13 protein-coding genes and 1 tRNA gene are annotated in these 14358 nt (G+C 62.5%); 7 read left to right on the forward strand and 7 right to left on the reverse strand.

Annotated elements, in window-relative coordinates:
- Positions 1-53: 53 nt before the first annotated feature.
- Complete coding sequence (locus tag ACNFHO_RS05995; RefSeq protein ID WP_063545734.1) at positions 54-1511, reverse strand: serralysin family metalloprotease; 1458 nt, start codon at positions 1509-1511, stop codon at positions 54-56.
- Between the two features lie 440 nt (positions 1512-1951).
- Here ACNFHO_RS05995 and ACNFHO_RS06000 point away from each other — a divergent pair, with 440 nt between their 5' ends.
- Both ACNFHO_RS06000 and ACNFHO_RS06005 read left to right on the forward strand, forming a co-directional pair.
- The gene (locus tag ACNFHO_RS06000) at positions 1952-2326 is read left to right on the forward strand and encodes a hypothetical protein (protein ID WP_054891968.1); all 375 of its coding nucleotides are present in this window, start codon (positions 1952-1954) and stop codon (positions 2324-2326) included.
- Between the two features lie 218 nt (positions 2327-2544).
- Entirely contained in the window at positions 2545-4677 is a 2133-nt protein-coding gene (locus ACNFHO_RS06005; protein ID WP_416765619.1) for a TonB-dependent siderophore receptor, read from the forward strand.
- Positions 4678-4796: 119 nt separating this feature from the next.
- Here ACNFHO_RS06005 and ACNFHO_RS06010 read toward each other — a convergent pair.
- A tRNA-Ser gene (locus ACNFHO_RS06010) sits at positions 4797-4886 on the reverse strand.
- A gap of 289 nt (positions 4887-5175) precedes the next feature.
- Between ACNFHO_RS06010 and ACNFHO_RS06015 the strand changes: the two genes are divergently transcribed.
- The 3 genes from ACNFHO_RS06015 to ACNFHO_RS06025 all read left to right on the forward strand — a co-directional run bounded on the left by ACNFHO_RS06015 (position 5176) and on the right by ACNFHO_RS06025 (position 7757).
- Positions 5176-5865, forward strand: coding sequence for a crotonase/enoyl-CoA hydratase family protein (locus ACNFHO_RS06015; RefSeq protein WP_054891971.1), 690 nt, complete (start codon positions 5176-5178; stop codon positions 5863-5865).
- Between the two features lie 130 nt (positions 5866-5995).
- Complete coding sequence (locus ACNFHO_RS06020; RefSeq protein ID WP_112898901.1) at positions 5996-6715, forward strand: lysophospholipid acyltransferase family protein; 720 nt, start codon at positions 5996-5998, stop codon at positions 6713-6715.
- A gap of 70 nt (positions 6716-6785) precedes the next feature.
- Positions 6786-7757, forward strand: coding sequence for a magnesium and cobalt transport protein CorA (locus tag ACNFHO_RS06025; RefSeq protein ID WP_054891973.1), 972 nt, complete (start codon positions 6786-6788; stop codon positions 7755-7757).
- Positions 7758-7831: 74 nt separating this feature from the next.
- On the opposite strand, the gene ACNFHO_RS06030 is transcribed toward ACNFHO_RS06025, so the two are convergent.
- On the reverse strand, positions 7832-8566 hold the full coding sequence (locus tag ACNFHO_RS06030; protein WP_416765621.1) for an amidotransferase: 735 nt from the start codon (positions 8564-8566) through the stop codon (positions 7832-7834).
- 526 nt (positions 8567-9092) lie between these two features.
- Between ACNFHO_RS06030 and ACNFHO_RS06035 the strand changes: the two genes are divergently transcribed.
- Positions 9093-9893 (forward strand): c-type cytochrome, encoded by an 801-nt coding sequence (locus ACNFHO_RS06035; RefSeq protein WP_416765622.1) that lies wholly within the window; start codon positions 9093-9095, stop codon positions 9891-9893.
- A gap of 37 nt (positions 9894-9930) precedes the next feature.
- Here the strand turns inward: ACNFHO_RS06035 and ACNFHO_RS06040 are convergent, their stop codons facing one another.
- The 4 genes from ACNFHO_RS06040 to ACNFHO_RS06055 all read right to left on the reverse strand — a co-directional run bounded on the left by ACNFHO_RS06040 (position 9931) and on the right by ACNFHO_RS06055 (position 13283).
- The gene (locus ACNFHO_RS06040; protein ID WP_416765624.1) at positions 9931-10263 is read right to left on the reverse strand and encodes a ribonuclease E inhibitor RraB; all 333 of its coding nucleotides are present in this window, start codon (positions 10261-10263) and stop codon (positions 9931-9933) included.
- A gap of 183 nt (positions 10264-10446) precedes the next feature.
- Complete coding sequence (locus ACNFHO_RS06045; RefSeq protein ID WP_416765625.1) at positions 10447-10683, reverse strand: hypothetical protein; 237 nt, start codon at positions 10681-10683, stop codon at positions 10447-10449.
- A 177-nt stretch (positions 10684-10860) separates the two neighbouring features.
- A complete protein-coding gene (locus tag ACNFHO_RS06050; protein ID WP_054891978.1) occupies positions 10861-12939 on the reverse strand; it encodes an LTA synthase family protein in 2079 nt (692 codons plus the stop codon).
- Positions 12940-13091: 152 nt separating this feature from the next.
- Entirely contained in the window at positions 13092-13283 is a 192-nt protein-coding gene (locus ACNFHO_RS06055) for a PLDc N-terminal domain-containing protein (RefSeq protein WP_054891979.1), read from the reverse strand.
- Between the two features lie 128 nt (positions 13284-13411).
- Here ACNFHO_RS06055 and ACNFHO_RS06060 point away from each other — a divergent pair, with 128 nt between their 5' ends.
- Positions 13412-14350 (forward strand): ZIP family metal transporter, encoded by a 939-nt coding sequence (locus ACNFHO_RS06060; RefSeq protein WP_063545741.1) that lies wholly within the window; start codon positions 13412-13414, stop codon positions 14348-14350.
- Positions 14351-14358 lie beyond the last annotated feature (8 nt).

Below are 14358 nucleotides of genomic sequence, written 5' to 3' on the forward strand. Positions count from 1 at the left end.
TCCATGTGGCAGGGAGCGACCCGCGCAGCGCTACGCGAGCCGCTCCCGGCCCGTCAGACCACGATATCCGTGGCGACGGCCTGACCTACGGTGGTCACCAGGAAGTCAGCCAGGCTATTGCCGGTGAAGTCGATGGACAGGCTGCCCAGGTTGGTCGCCTGGTCGTAGCTGAGAACGGCCTCGCCGGCATGTCCGGTGAAGGCACTGACGAACTCTAGCGGTAGCTTGCCCTGGGAAAACGCCGAGATGGCTGACAGATCAATCTTGTCCTGACCGCTGACAAAATCCATGATCCGGTCCGGTGCCTTGGCCGTCGAATCGCTGATGGCCCCATAGACGAAGGTGTCCGCACCGCTTCCCCCCCAGAGGGTGTCAGCCCCGCCACCGCCGTAGATGATGTCGTTGCCGGCACCACCCTTGAGCACGTTGGCCACCGCGTTGCCGATCAACAGGTCGTTGCCCGAACCGCCGATGGCGTTCTCCACGGTCACGCCCTTGGCGATCGAGACGTTCCCGATCATGCCACCAACATCGGAGAACGAAGCCTCGTTGAGGTTGATCTTCTGGTTCTGGGTGAACCCGGAGAAGTCCAGGGTATCGTTGCCGCCGCCATCCCACACGCTGAACACCACCTTCGACGAAGCCGAGGTGGCCGAGTAGAAATCGCGATCAGCCGTGGAGTTGAAGCCGTACACGGTGTCGCCCGAACGCGTGGCGTAGTTGGCGCCGTAGAGTTTCTGGATCGCCGCGATGTCGTCCATCAGCGGGGCCGACGCGTAGTACTGCCCGCCGCCCTTGACGAAGTTCTGCGCGGTGTTGCTTTCGCTCCAGTAGCTCATGACGCTGTAGCCGCGGGTGTCCTGTGCATACGAAGCGTCACGGTAGCTCGGGTTGCCCTCGCCGGCGTTGTAGTCACCGGGGTGGGACAGGCCGAGCACGTGGCCGATCTCGTGGGTCAGGGTCTGGCGACCGTAGTTGCCAGTGTCGGGATTGATGTTCACCTGATAACCGCTATTGATCAGGTACCACGACTCACCTTTGTGCGAACCCCATCCGTCGAACGGCAGGTAGGCGAACGCCGCGCCACCGTTGCTGGCGCTGAAGTTGCCGAAGGTCATGTGACCGTCGCCGCCCGAAGCTGCCTCGGTGAAGCTCAGCTTGGCCACGTCGGCCCAGGACTCCATGGCCAGCTTGGCCTGGGCTTTCTGCTGGTTGTTGAACTGGCTGAAGCTGCCCAGGCCACGGCTGGCGAAGTCCGCCGGCGCTTTGGTCAGGAAGGTGTAGGTGAGGCTGATGGTGCCGTCCTTGTTCAGGTCCTTCCAGGACGCCCCGTCGCGCAGCAGCTGGGTGGCGGCCTGATCGACGGTGAACGAAGGTTTGCCATTGATGTTCGCACCACCGCGATCGTACTGGTGGGCGAAGCTGTTGATCAGCCCGAAGGCCGAACTCGGCCCGTTCGGTTGCAACACCGAGGCAGCAGAAACAACAGCATTTGCTTTGACTTTCGACATGCAGACACTTCCTTGTTTGCGGAAAAGTTGATGTTCGACAGGAACGCTCAAACTTTCGGCGAGAGCATCCTGTCACTCGCCCTTGTGAGGCGCAAAAAAACTGACACATTTGGAAACTTTCTGTCCAGTGTTTTTTGACGCCAATCTTCCGAACGGAGAAATAAGCGGTGCGCCGCTGTTATTTGCGCAAACTGTTATGCATCAGATGTATTGAGGAGTACCCGTAATCCAGATAATGACTGACCGGTTTATTATTCAAGGCCGGGAAGTTTTATTATGAAAAAGCGACGTCCTGCTGATGATTCAAGACCGTTGTTCGTTAATGGCGTCTGGCCTCGCGACAACCGGTCGCACGACCCTCCGTCGCCTGCTCGTTGACTTGCCGAGGGGTGCGGCGCTCAGTAGGTGCTGGTTACAGCCCCTCCTGACAGGACGACACAATGACAAGACTCACGGTGCAATCCGGCGATTTCTTGCAAGGTGAAGGCGAGTATCGCAACGGATCGCTCACACTCAAGACCCCACGCAGCCAGGCCGGTGAGCGTATCTCTCTGGCCCGTATCAAGGACCTCCGGCTCGCCAGCCTGGAATCGAACCGCAACCTGGGCGCCACCCTCGGCTGGGGTGTAGCCGGCGCCCTGGTGGCCGGGCCGGTCGGCATGCTCGCCGGATTGTGGCTTGGCGGCAAAGAGGAGGAAGCCACCTTTCTCGCCACGTTCAAGGATGGCCGCAAGCTGCTGGCCATTACCGATGGCAAGACCTGGTCGAAGATCGACGACACCTGGCGCCAGCGTCAGCGCTCGGGCGCCAGGTAAAACCATCGGGGTCGAGTTCGTCTGCATGATCGAGGTGTTCTTTTCGCGGGCACCCCACTGAACCCAAGAGCAGTGTGATACCCGTGGGAGCGGGCTTGCCCGCGAAAAGAACACCGCACAGCCCCTGACACCCCTGCTACCATTGCGCCCCCTTTGCCAACCGCCCCACCGACTGCCGCCGGAGCATACCGGCGCATCCGCCTTCCAAGGAGCCTTGCATGACCCCGCTTCGCCCCCGCCTGCCCTTTGGCCTGCTTGGCCTGGGCCTTGCGCTGCATGCCGGTCAGGGTCTGGCCGATGAACGCGTGACCCTCGCCCCCTTGCAGGTCACCGAACGCAGCGGCGATGACGGCTATCAACCACGTGAAGCCCAGGTCGGCGGCTGGCATGCCGCACCGCTGCTCGACACCCCGGCCTCGGTCAGCGTGTTCAGTCGCCAACTGCTCGATGATCGCCAGGTACGCCTGCTCAGCGAGGTGCTGCAAAGCGATGCCTCGGTCGGCGAAAGCTACGCGCCGATCGGCTACTACGAGAACTTCAACGTGCGCGGCTTCGAACTGAATGCCGCCAGCAGCTATCGGATCAATGGCCAGACCATCGCCGGCGAGCAGAACGTGGCGCTGGAGAACAAACAACAGGTCGAATTGCTCAAGGGTTTGTCGGGCCTGCAGAGCGGCGTGTCCGAACCCGGCGGGCTGGTCAACTATGTGACCAAGCGCGCCGAGGATGTGCGCAGTGTCACCGTCTCGACCAACGAGCAGGGCGAACGCTACCTGGCCACCGACCTCGGCGGCTGGTTCGGCAGCGAGAAACAGTTCGGCCTGCGCGCCAACCTCGCCCATGAAGACATCCGTTCCTACGTCGACCATGCCGACGGCAAGCGCGACTTCGCCTCGCTGGCATTCGACTGGCAGATCAACCCCGACGCCACCCTGCAACTCGATGCCGAGTATCAGCACCGCGAACAGCGCTCGGTGCCCGGCTACCAGTTGCTGGGCGGCACCCAGGTGCCCCACGGCATCGACCCGGACGACCGCCTGGCCTACCAGCATTGGGCCAAGCCTGTGACGAACGACTCGTTGAACCTGGGCGGACGCTTCGAGTACCGCTTCAACGAAGCCTGGACCGGCACGCTCAGCGCTTCGCGCAGCAAGGTGGTGATTGACGACTACAGTGCGTTCGCCTGGGGCTCCGGCGACGACGCGTCCTTCTCCGGCAACGGCGACTACGGCATCTACGACTTCCGCAGCCCCGACGACACCCGGCGCACCGACGAACTCCAGGCCACCCTCGAAGGCCGTTTCCAAGCCTTGGGCCTGCAGCATGAACTGACTGTCGGCAGCAGCGCCCAGCGTCGGACCCTTGATCAGCGTCCGTATTACAACGAGTGGCTCGGCAGCGGAAACATCTACACCGGCGCGCCCGCTCTGGCGCCGTCCGAAAAACCGGTCGGACATAGCGAACGCCGCCTGGACAGCCGCCAGTACGGCCTGTTCGTCAGCGACCGCATCAGCTTCAACGAGCAATGGCAGACCGTACTCGGCGCGCGCGAAGTGCGCCTGGACGAAAAGACCTGGGACGAAACCGGTGCTGCTGGCCGCCATACCCGCCAGTACCAGTTGCTGCCCAACGCCGCCCTGATCTACAAACCGCAAGCGGACACCACGCTGTACGCCAGCTGGTCCAAAGGCCTGTCGGCGGGCGGCACCGCGCCTTGGTTCGCCAGCAACGCTGCCGAGATCCTCGCCCCGACCCTGTCGCGCCAATTGGAAGTGGGTATCAAGCGCGATTGGAAAGGCATGAGCCTGAGCGCAGCGCTGTTCCAGATCCGCCAGGCCTACCAGTACGCCCGACCACAGGACGGTACGGACCCAATCTATGTGCAGCAAGGCCAGCAGAAGAACACCGGCCTGGAGCTCGGCGCCAGCGGCTGGGTGACATCCAGCCTGCAGTTGCACGCCAGCGCCGCCGCGATCCGCGCCCGGGTGAAGAACAGCGGCACCGACGCCTACGAGGGCCACCAGGCGATCAACGTGCCTCGCCTGCGCGCGGCGCTGCAAGCCGAATACAACCTTCCGGTGCCGGGCCTGGCACTGCTCGGCGGTGCACGCTACAGCGCCAGCAAGTACGCGAGCCAGGCAGGCAACGTCGAGGTCGGCGGCTACACGGTATTCGATATCGGCAGCCGCTACCGCACCCGCATCGGTGACTATGACACCGTGCTGCGCCTGACGGTAGACAACATTTTCGACAAGCGCTACTGGCGCGATGTGGGGGATTACCTGGGCGACAACTATCTGTTCCAGGGCGCGCCGCGCACGGCAAGACTGTCGGCGTCGGTCAGTTTCTGAATATATCGCTTCCCCGCGGACACCGGCTTGGTCGGTGTTCGCGGGCGAGCACGCCAAGCCGGATTTCACGCAAACAAAAAACCCCTGAACCTTTCGATTCAGGGGTTTCTTGTGGAATGTGGCGGTGAAGAAGGGATTTGAACCCTTGATACGATTTCTCGTATACACACTTTCCAGGCGTGCTCCTTCGACCACTCGGACACTTCACCGGATCTCTTCAAGCCATTCAGCCTGTCGAGGCGCGCTAATTTAGTAGAAGACCTTTCCTTTGGCAAGCATTTTTTTCAGAATTTTCATGCGCTTAAGCCTCGCCCCGGAAAAGCCTGGCCAGCCAGGGCGATGCTGCCAATCTGGCCTGCGCTTTTTCCGCATTCCTGACACCGGCCCCGACGCCACACGGCGCAAGCGCCCCAGGCTGACCGGCCAGTCAGCCTTGGCGCTTTACCTGGCCTGCGCTGCTGGGTAACGTCATCGCCACGCCACCCAAAGGACTCTGTCATGAGCGAGCTGATTACCTACCACGCCGAAGACGGCATCGCCACCCTGACCCTGAACAACGGCAAGGTCAACGCGATCTCGCCGGACGTCATCACCGCCTTCAACGCAGCACTGGACCGTGCCGAGGAAGAACGTGCCGTGGTGATCATCACCGGCCAGCCAGGCATTCTTTCCGGCGGCTACGATCTCAAGGTGATGACCGCCGGCCCCAAAGAGGCGATCGACCTGGTCACCGCCGGCTCCACCCTGGCCCGCCGCCTGCTCTCGCACCCCTTCCCGGTGATCGTCGCCTGCCCCGGCAATGCCGTGGCCAAGGGCGCGTTCCTGCTGCTGTCGGCCGACTACCGTATCGGTGTCGAAGGTCCGTACAAGATCTGCCTGAACGAGGTCCAGATCGGCATGACCATGCACCATGCCGGGATCGAGCTGGCTCGCGACCGCCTGACCCGCTCGACCTTCCAGCGCTCGGTGAACAATGCCGAGGTCTTCGACCCGCACGGGGCAGTGGTGGCCGGGTTCCTCGACAAGGTGGTACCCGCCGAGCAACTCCAGGAAACGGCGCTGAGCGCGGCGCGGGAACTGAAGAAACTGAACATGCTGGCGCACAAGAACACCAAGCGCAAAGTGCGCAAGGCGCTGCTGGAGACGCTCGACAAGGCGATCGAGGCCGACAAGGGCCACATGGGCTGAAACCAGGCTTGCTGGAGCTGCCGCGTGCCGCTCCAGCAAAGCCAGGACGCGACCGGTCTCTGCTCGCCGGTTTGCCCTGACCAGTGCACGGTCGTACACTGCGCCGCGACTGTCTGGTGTGAGCCGTATCATGCTCTATATGCTTCGCATGCTCCTTCTGGCGCTGCACTTCCTGCTGGTCGGCGCCGTCGGCCTGGTCATCGGCCTGTGCCGCCCCTTCAACCCCGACAACAGCCGCCTGTTCGCCCGCCTCTACAGCGTGCCAGCAGCCTGGCTCATGCGCATCCGGGTCAAGGCTGAAGTCGGCCCCTTGTGGGACCAGCCGCCCGGCTGCGTGATCGTCGCCAATCATCAATCCAACTACGACCTGTTCATTCTCGGCCAGGTGGTTCCACGGCGTACGGTCGCCATCGGCAAGAAGAGCCTGGGCTGGATTCCGTTATTCGGCCAATTGTTCTGGCTCGGCGGCAACATACTGGTGGACCGCAAGAATGCCTACCAGGCGCGCAAGGCGATGCGACTGACCACGCGGATCCTGCGCGACGACACCTCGATCTGGATCTTCCCCGAAGGCACACGCAACCCGACTGAACACCTGCTGGCGTTCAAGAAAGGCGCGTTCCACATGGCGGTCGAGGCCGGCGTGCCGATCGTGCCGGTATGCGTCAGCCGCTACGCCAAGCGCCTGAGCCTCAACAGTTGGCGACAGCGCACGGTGATCGTCCGCTCCTTGCCACCGATCGCCACCCATGGCCTGGGGCAGCAGGACGTGCCGGCGCTGATGGAGCAATGCCGCCTGCAGATGCAGCAGTGCATCGATCGCATGGAGCGGGAGTTGCCGCAGGCCTGAGCCGCCAGCTTGCTCTACGCCGCAGCACGGCCCAAGCTGTCGGGGTGTCCAACCGAAGAAGCAGGCAACCATGGGTCGAGTCGTCGCAGCGGCGGTGTACAGCGCCGGGAGAAAGGTCACCAACATCAGCCTCGACGAAGGCAGTGAATGGGCACGCAAGCCTGGGCACTTCGTCTGGATAGGCCTGGAGGAGCCCAACGCCCAGGAGCTGGCCAACCTGCAGCGCCAGTTCGGCCTGCACGAACTGGCCATCGAGGACGCGCTGGAGAAGCACAGCCGCCCCAAGCTCGAAACCTTCGGCGACGCGCTGTTTATCGTCACCTATTCGCCGGTGCGCCATGAGGGCAAGCTGGAGTTCATCGAGACCCACATCTTTGCCGGCAACGGCTACATCATCACCTGCCGCAACGGCCATTCGAAATCCTACGCCCTGGTACGTCAGCGCTGCGAAGCGCGGCCGCTGCTGCTCGAGCATGGCGAGGACTTCGTGCTCTACGCCCTGCTCGACTTCGTCACCGAAAACTACCAGCCCGTCAGCGAGGCGATCCATGGCGAGATCGAGGAGCTGGAGCAAAGCGTGCTCAGCGGCTCGCTGCAGGAGCAGGACATCCGCCGCCTGCACAGCTTGCGTCGCGACATCCTGCGCCTGCGCCGCTACGTGGCGCCGATGGTGGAGATCGGCGAAGAGCTGCAGCGCCTGAGCTTTCCGTTCATCGACAAGAACATGCGCCCGTACTTTCGCGACGTGCAGATCCACGTCACGCGGCAGATGGAGGACCTTGTCGGCATACGCGACATCGCCAGCCAGACCATCGAGATCGGCATGCTGCTGGAGTCGTCACGCCAGAGCATCGTGCAGCGCAAGTTCGCTGCGTGGGCGGCGATACTCGCCTTCCCCACGGCCATTGCCGGGATCTACGGAATGAACTTCCAGAACATGCCGGAGCTGGGCTGGCACTACGGGTACTTTGCGGTGCTGGGCGTGATCGGGGCGGGATGTGCGGGGCTGTATGCGAGCTTCAAGCGCTCGGGATGGTTGTAACGGGCTAGCTAGCGAGTCGTTCTTTTCGCGGCGGCGCCATACAAGCCCGCGAAAAGAACGCCGCAGTGGCAGGCTCAGGCCGCGCTCTGCTTGCCCTTGCGCGGTTGCTGGACGAACCGCAGCATCCACTCGCCCACCAGATCGCCCTGGTGCTCGGCGGCCAGGCTCGCCACGGCCTTGTGATACACCTCATCCCCCAGAACGTCCTGGCGCGCATCGAGCAGCGCATGGGAATAGTCGTGGACAAACTCCGGATGCCCCTGGAAGCACAGCACCTGGTCACCCACGTGATAGGCCGCATTCGGGCAGAAATCGCTGGAGGCGATCAGGGTTGCGCCTTCAGGCAACGCGGTCACCTGGTCCTGATGGCTGATCAGCAGGGTCAGTTCGGTCACCTCAGGGTCCATCCATGGCGCGTGGGCCGCCAGGCTGTAGCGGTGGATACCCAGCCCCCAGCCGCGATCGGCGCGCTCAGCCTTGCCGCCCAGCACCAGCGCCAGCACCTGGTGACCAAAACAAACCCCCAGCAGCTTCTCGCCCCGCTCATAAAGCTTGAGCAGGTAGGCCTTGAGGGTCTGGATCCAGGGATCGGTACCGAACGAGTCGGCCTTGCTGCCGGTCACAAGGTAGGCATCGAAAGTTTCACCTTCGGGCGGATACTCGCCGTTCATCACGTTGAAGACGCGAAACTCGGCGGCGATCGGCTGACGCGAGAACAGCTGCTCGAACATCCTTCCGTAGCCCCGATACTGCGCGGTCAACTCCGGTCGCAGGACATCGGTTTCAAGGATGCAGATGCGTAACGACATAGGGATAGTCCTGAACGACATGTGATGGAATCTGATGTAGAGACTGACGCGAAAGACACGTACAAGCAAGAGGTGTGCACTGACGAACGGTCACCTGGCAGGCCCTGCCCGTACAGCATCCTCGATGTGTCTAGTCAGAGCATGCCAGCTGAATGGCCATTGGCCTCATAACGTTCGGAAATGCCTGTTAACACGCTTAGAACAAAGGGTTCTCAAACAAGGCCGGTGTTCGCCCTACTGTTGGGGTAGACATTCACGCAAGAGGCACGCAAGGCCTGCGTTTCATACGCCACAGTGATCGACCCGACGCAAGACAAGGAAGCCAAAGGCTATTCAGGAATAACAACAAGAAGGCGGTCCGCCATGTTCAGACAATCGAAAGTACGCCAAGCCGGACTCATACTCTTCGCCACCACGTTGCTGCTGATCCTGCCGAACCTGGCACGCTTGTTCGGCTGAAGGCAGCGGTGGCATTCGCACGCTGCGCAAGGGTAATCTGCCGACCTGTCCGGGTTGGAGATCGCTCATGCGCCATTGCCTGAGTTTGCTGTTGCTGTTGGTCAGCCTGCCACTGGCGGCTGCGCAATTGACACTGGAGCTGGGCAACGGTCAACGCCAATGGCAGTCCGAGCAATTGCTCGAGCACCCGCAGGCGCGTGCGATCGACATCCCCCAGGACGTGGCCTACAAGCGCCCCATGCATTACCGTGCGGTGCCGCTGGCGACCCTGCTCGAAGGGGTGAAGCCCGGCGATCACCTGCAAGCGGTGGCACTGGATGGCTTTGCCGCGGAGATGCCCGCTGCGCCGCTGCTGCAGGAAGGCCCGGCACGGGCGTGGTTGGCCGTGGAAGATCCGCGCCAGCCATGGCCAGCGCTGGCCGAGGACAAGCCCGGCGCCGGCCCGTTCTACCTGGTCTGGACCGACCCGCAGGCAAGCGGCATACGCCCCGAACAATGGCCCTACCAGATCGCCAGCATCCGTCGCCTGGCGCCGGTCGCCGAGCGCTTTCCTGCCCTGCTGCCTGCGCCCGAGCTTCCCGCGCAAGACCCGGTACGCCAGGGTTTTGCATTGTTCCAGCAGAACTGCCTGGCCTGTCATCGCCTCAATGGCGCGGGGGATGCCCAGTTCGGGCCGGACCTGAACCTGCCGCACAACCCCACCGAGTACTTCCAGCCGGGTTACCTGCGCCTGTACATTCGCGACCCGCAGAGCCTCAGGCAGTGGCCGCAGGCACGCATGCCGGGGTTCTCGAAGGATGTGTTGAGCGAGCAGGAGCTCGATGCGCTGATCGCCTACCTCGGGCACATGGCCAAGCGGCGACCTTGAGAAGAATGCGCGGGGCCGCAGCGCAGCCCCGAACGCGTCAGGCGATGAGTCTTTCCTGTTTGACGCCCCAACCCTCGACCTCGCCTCCCAGCGGTGAAATCACCGCCTCGAAGGCCTCCTCGAAAGCCCCGATCCCTCGGTAGGTGGCGTACATGACCTTGCTCAGTTCCAGGTGCCAGGCGCCGTCATCGCGCTCGTGTACCTGGGCATTGATCGACTCTCCGCGGAATTGCCCCGCGGCCCGGCGTGCCCCGACTTCGTCTGGAAAAATGGCATAGAACTCGATGGGATGGATCTGGGTGAAATCGAAACCACCCGCTTTCATCTGGCGAAGCACGCTGCTGCTGATGTCTTCGTTCTGGCTGCTCATGAAACGTCCTCCTGAAAAACCCAAGGGATAGACTTTCCGTGCACTACGCACCTGCCAGCAGCCCGCAAGGGGCCTGGCAGTTCGAGCTGATGCAAGACGCGAATGAAAACGGCGTAGACCCGCAGAAGACCGACGCCTCTGTCCAGCGTAGTGCGGATGACGGCACCTTGCCAGGTGCCCCGTTCAGGGCGCTTCGTGGATGGTGGTGATGATCACGCCGTTCTGCTCCCTGAGCCACAGCGCGGTAGGGGAAGGTTTTCGGTCCTGGAAATCGTTGAGGTCCAGTTCATCCATGAGCGGAAACAGCTTGGAGCGGATGGCCCGCGCCGCATCCTCTTCACTGGGCAGATGCTCGCTTTTGAGCAGCAGGTACTGCGTTACACCTTTCTGATCAGCAAAGATGACTTCCCACTCTTTCATTGATCGACCCTCTTGGAAGCACAACGGTGAGCGATATCCGTACTTAGCTGACCATACACAAAGGCTGATGTTCAGAGTGGCTGAGGGATGGAGATGAAGATTTCTTCAGCAAGCGTTGAGAGATGCCGCATATGAAAAAGCCCGCCATCATCGGCGGGCTTTTCATACAGGCAAGCGTTACTCAGGCTTGCCGTGAACCACGCCGGCGGTGTTGTCCAGCAGGCTCTTGGTCGCGGTCTGGATATAGGCCTCGAGCTTCTTGAGCATCTCAGGCTGATCCGGGCTCTCGATCAACTCGGCCTTGAACTCACGCCCCAGCTGGTAGCGATACATCCGTGGCGTCATGTCCTTGGACTCGATGAGGATGTGATCACCCTGCACCAGGCCAACGATCTGCTCGCTGCCCGATGGCTTGATCATGCCCACACCCTGGTCACCGGCAGGCAGGTTCAGCAGATCACGGCCCCAGCACTGGTGACGGGTGTCGCCACCCAGGCGGCCCATGATGGTCGGCACGATATCGACCTGGGTGCCGACGGTGTGGTTGACCGCACCGAACTTGTCCTGGATACCCGGTGCGATAAGCAGCAGCGGCACATTGAAACGCCCCAGATCCAGCTCGGTCACCTGCTGGTGGTTGCCAAAACCATGGTCGCCGACGATTACGAACAGGGTCTCCTTGAAGTAGGGCTCCTTGCGCGCCTTCTCGAAGAACTGGCCCAACGCCCAGTCGGAGTAACGCATCGCGGTCAGGTGCTCGTCCAGGCGGCCCTGCCCTGTGACCTTCTCCACCGGCAGGTCCTTGGGCAAGGCGTAGGGGGTGTGGTTGGAGAGTGTCTGCAGCAAGGCGTAGAACGGTTTCTTGCCGTAGTTGTGGGCCAGCTCCTGGTTGGCACGGTCGAACATGTCCTGGTCCGAAACGCCCCAGGTCGGGTCGGAGAACACCGGATTGACGAAGTCGTTGCGGCCGATGAAGGTGGTCATGCCCTGGTTGCCGAAGAACCCGGACTGGTTGTCCCAGGCGAAGTCGCCGTTGTAGACGTAGACATCGTCGTAGTCACGGGCGCTGAGCAGCGCCGGCAGGCCCGAGAGCTTGTGCCCGCCCTCGGGCGTCTGCATCAGGTACTCGAAGCCCGGCAGGTTGGGGAAGCACGCCATGGTGGCGAACATGCCCTGGTGAGTGTGGGTGCCGTTGGAGAAGAAGCGATCGAACAACAGCCCTTCCTTGGCCAGCTTGTCGAAGTACGGGGTGATGTTGTTCGGACTGCCCAGGGCGCCCACCGAGTGACCGGCGAAGCTCTCCATGAGGATCACCACCACGTTCTTGATCGGCAGGGTGTTGCCGGCCGGCGGCACGAAGTCGCGGCGGATGGCCGCCTGGTCGGCATCGACCAGCGTGTCGTTGGGGGTCAGCAGCAGATCACGCACGCTTTGTTGGGCGACTCCGGTTTCCAGTACCGGCTTCCAGATATTGGCGCGGTCTTCGCCGAAACGGCTCTTGGCAGCGTCGATCAGCGTCAAGGTGCCGTTCAGGCCCAGCTGGTTGACGAAGTTGGAGTCGGTGGTGAAGGCGTCACCCCAGCGCATGGGTGGGCCCTGGCGCAGGGTGCCACGGGCGGCGACCACTGCCACCAGCAGGATGACCATGAACACCGCCAGGCGGCCGTACCAGGGTGCGACACGGCGCTGAGCGGCGATATGGCCGCTGCCCTGGCCACCGCGAGTCAGGCGGTCGATGCCCTTGAACAGCAGGCTCAGCAGCCAGGTGCCGAACAGCCACGCCAGCAGGTAGCGAACCACCGGGAAACCGTACCAGAGCATGCTCATGACGGTCTTGGGGTCTTCCTGGATGTACTGGAAGACCAGGCCGTTCAGGCGCTGGTGAAATTCACGGTAGAAATCCAGTTCCATCAGGCCAAGGAACATCACGATGCTGGAGCTGACAGTCAACCAGAAACGGAAAAAGCCGCGCCGCGCCATGGCCCAGGGGCTGTTAAGGGCCAGCAGTAGGGGGATGCTCAGGTACACCACCACCCGCAGGTCGAAGCGCAGGCCGTTGAGGAAGCCTTCGGCCACCGTGGAGTACGGGGTGTCGCCGATCATGTCGCTGTTGTAGATCAGCAGCGCCAGGCGCACCAGGCTGAGCATCAGCATGATCAGCAAGCCGCTGAGCAAGGTGTAGGCGAGGTGCGATTTGAGGGTCGGCGAGAACGGTGCCGACGCGGCCCGTTGCTTCAAGGCATCCGTGTTAGCCATGAATGGGAAGATCCTAGGATTTCGGGGTTGGAAAAGGCGCTGGACGCAGCCTCGCAGTCCTGTGCCGGACAATCGCCGGCAAGGGCCCATACATTAAATGTGCGGCGCGGAGTTTGGTTAATGCCGTGTGAAAATTTTGTCACGATGAACGGTCAGAGGCGCACGTTGCCCCGCGGACCGGCAATTGCCCAGATGATCAGGCCCAGCACCGGCAACAGCAGGATGAGCAGAATCCACAGGATCTTGATCCCTGTCTCGCTGCCGCTTTTCAGCACGTTGATGATCGCCCAGATATCCAGGGCCAGAATGACCAGCCCGACCAGGCTGTTGAAGGTAGAACCCATGCTGCAACTCCTGCGTGAACGTTCCTGTGGCTGAGCATAGCCTGCTATCGGCGCGATAGAAGGGAATCCTTGGCCGGGCTCGCAGGTCACTGGATAGACTGCTGTCATCCATCGCTTCCGAGGTTCCCATGCCACCCGCCCACAGCCACAGCGCCGACACCCCTTCTCTCATCGATGCCTGGCGCCAGCAAGCGCTGAGTACCCCCTGGCTCAGTGCGGGCCTTGGGCTGAGCCTGCTGGCGATCGTACTCCTGCTGCTGGCCAGCCTGTGGAATGCCGTCAACGGCGATCACTCACAGAACCTGCACCTGGCGGCGCTGGGCGGGCTATCGGGCTTTGGCGCCACGGCCTTGGGCGCGGTGCTGGCCGTTGTGCTGCGCGATGTCAGTGCTCGCAGCCAGGATGTGATGCTGGGTTTTGCTGCCGGCATGATGCTCGCCGCCAGTTCGTTCTCGCTGATCCTGCCGGGTCTGGATGCGGCACGGGAAATCACCGGCAACGGCCCCGCCGCTGCGGGCGTCGTCGTGCTGGGTATGGGCCTGGGGGTGTTGCTGATGCTCGGCCTGGACCGATTCACCCCACACGAGCACGAGAGCACAGGCCCTTGTGGGCCCGACGCCGAACGAATCAGCCGGGTGTGGCTGTTCGTGCTCGCCATTACCCTGCACAACCTGCCCGAGGGCATGGCCATCGGCGTGAGTTTCACCAACGGTGACATGAGCATCGGCCTGCCGCTGACCAGCGCCATCGCAATCCAGGACATTCCCGAAGGCCTGGCCGTGGCCATGGCCCTGCGCGCCACAGGATTGTCGAATTTCAAGGCCGCGCTGGTGGCGATCGGCTCTGGCCTGATGGAGCCGCTGGGGGCAGTGATCGGCCTGGGCATCTCTACTGGCTTCGCCCTCGCCTACCCGATCAGCATGGGCCTGGCAGCGGGCGCGATGATCTTCGTGGTGTCGCACGAGGTGATTCCGGAAACTCACCGCAACGGCCACCAGACCTCGGCAACACTGGGCCTGATGGGCGGCTTTGCGGTGATGATGTTCCTCGATACCGCGCTGGGCTGATCTGCAGG

It is taken from the genome of Pseudomonas sp. NY15374 (assembly GCF_048068255.1).
GTDB classification, from domain to species: Bacteria; Pseudomonadota; Gammaproteobacteria; order Pseudomonadales; family Pseudomonadaceae; genus Aquipseudomonas; species Aquipseudomonas machongensis.

What these genes read in the sequence shown, in the direction of transcription:
- ACNFHO_RS06050 (WP_054891978.1), bottom strand. Translation starts at nt 12,939, where the DNA reads ATGGCTAACACGGATGCCTTGAAGCAACGGGCCGCGTCGGCACCGTTC.
- ACNFHO_RS06020 (WP_112898901.1), top strand. Translation starts at nt 5,996, where the DNA reads ATGCTCTATATGCTTCGCATGCTCCTTCTGGCGCTGCACTTCCTGCTG.
- ACNFHO_RS06015 (WP_054891971.1), top strand. Translation starts at nt 5,176, where the DNA reads ATGAGCGAGCTGATTACCTACCACGCCGAAGACGGCATCGCCACCCTG.
- ACNFHO_RS06000 (WP_054891968.1), top strand. Translation starts at nt 1,952, where the DNA reads ATGACAAGACTCACGGTGCAATCCGGCGATTTCTTGCAAGGTGAAGGC.
- ACNFHO_RS06040 (WP_416765624.1), bottom strand. Translation starts at nt 10,263, where the DNA reads ATGAGCAGCCAGAACGAAGACATCAGCAGCAGCGTGCTTCGCCAGATG.
- ACNFHO_RS05995 (WP_063545734.1), bottom strand. Translation starts at nt 1,511, where the DNA reads ATGTCGAAAGTCAAAGCAAATGCTGTTGTTTCTGCTGCCTCGGTGTTG.
- ACNFHO_RS06005 (WP_416765619.1), top strand. Translation starts at nt 2,545, where the DNA reads ATGACCCCGCTTCGCCCCCGCCTGCCCTTTGGCCTGCTTGGCCTGGGC.
- ACNFHO_RS06030 (WP_416765621.1), bottom strand. Translation starts at nt 8,566, where the DNA reads ATGTCGTTACGCATCTGCATCCTTGAAACCGATGTCCTGCGACCGGAG.
- ACNFHO_RS06035 (WP_416765622.1), top strand. Translation starts at nt 9,093, where the DNA reads ATGCGCCATTGCCTGAGTTTGCTGTTGCTGTTGGTCAGCCTGCCACTG.
- ACNFHO_RS06025 (WP_054891973.1), top strand. Translation starts at nt 6,786, where the DNA reads ATGGGTCGAGTCGTCGCAGCGGCGGTGTACAGCGCCGGGAGAAAGGTC.
- ACNFHO_RS06045 (WP_416765625.1), bottom strand. Translation starts at nt 10,683, where the DNA reads ATGAAAGAGTGGGAAGTCATCTTTGCTGATCAGAAAGGTGTAACGCAG.
- ACNFHO_RS06055 (WP_054891979.1), bottom strand. Translation starts at nt 13,283, where the DNA reads ATGGGTTCTACCTTCAACAGCCTGGTCGGGCTGGTCATTCTGGCCCTG.
- ACNFHO_RS06060 (WP_063545741.1), top strand. Translation starts at nt 13,412, where the DNA reads ATGCCACCCGCCCACAGCCACAGCGCCGACACCCCTTCTCTCATCGAT.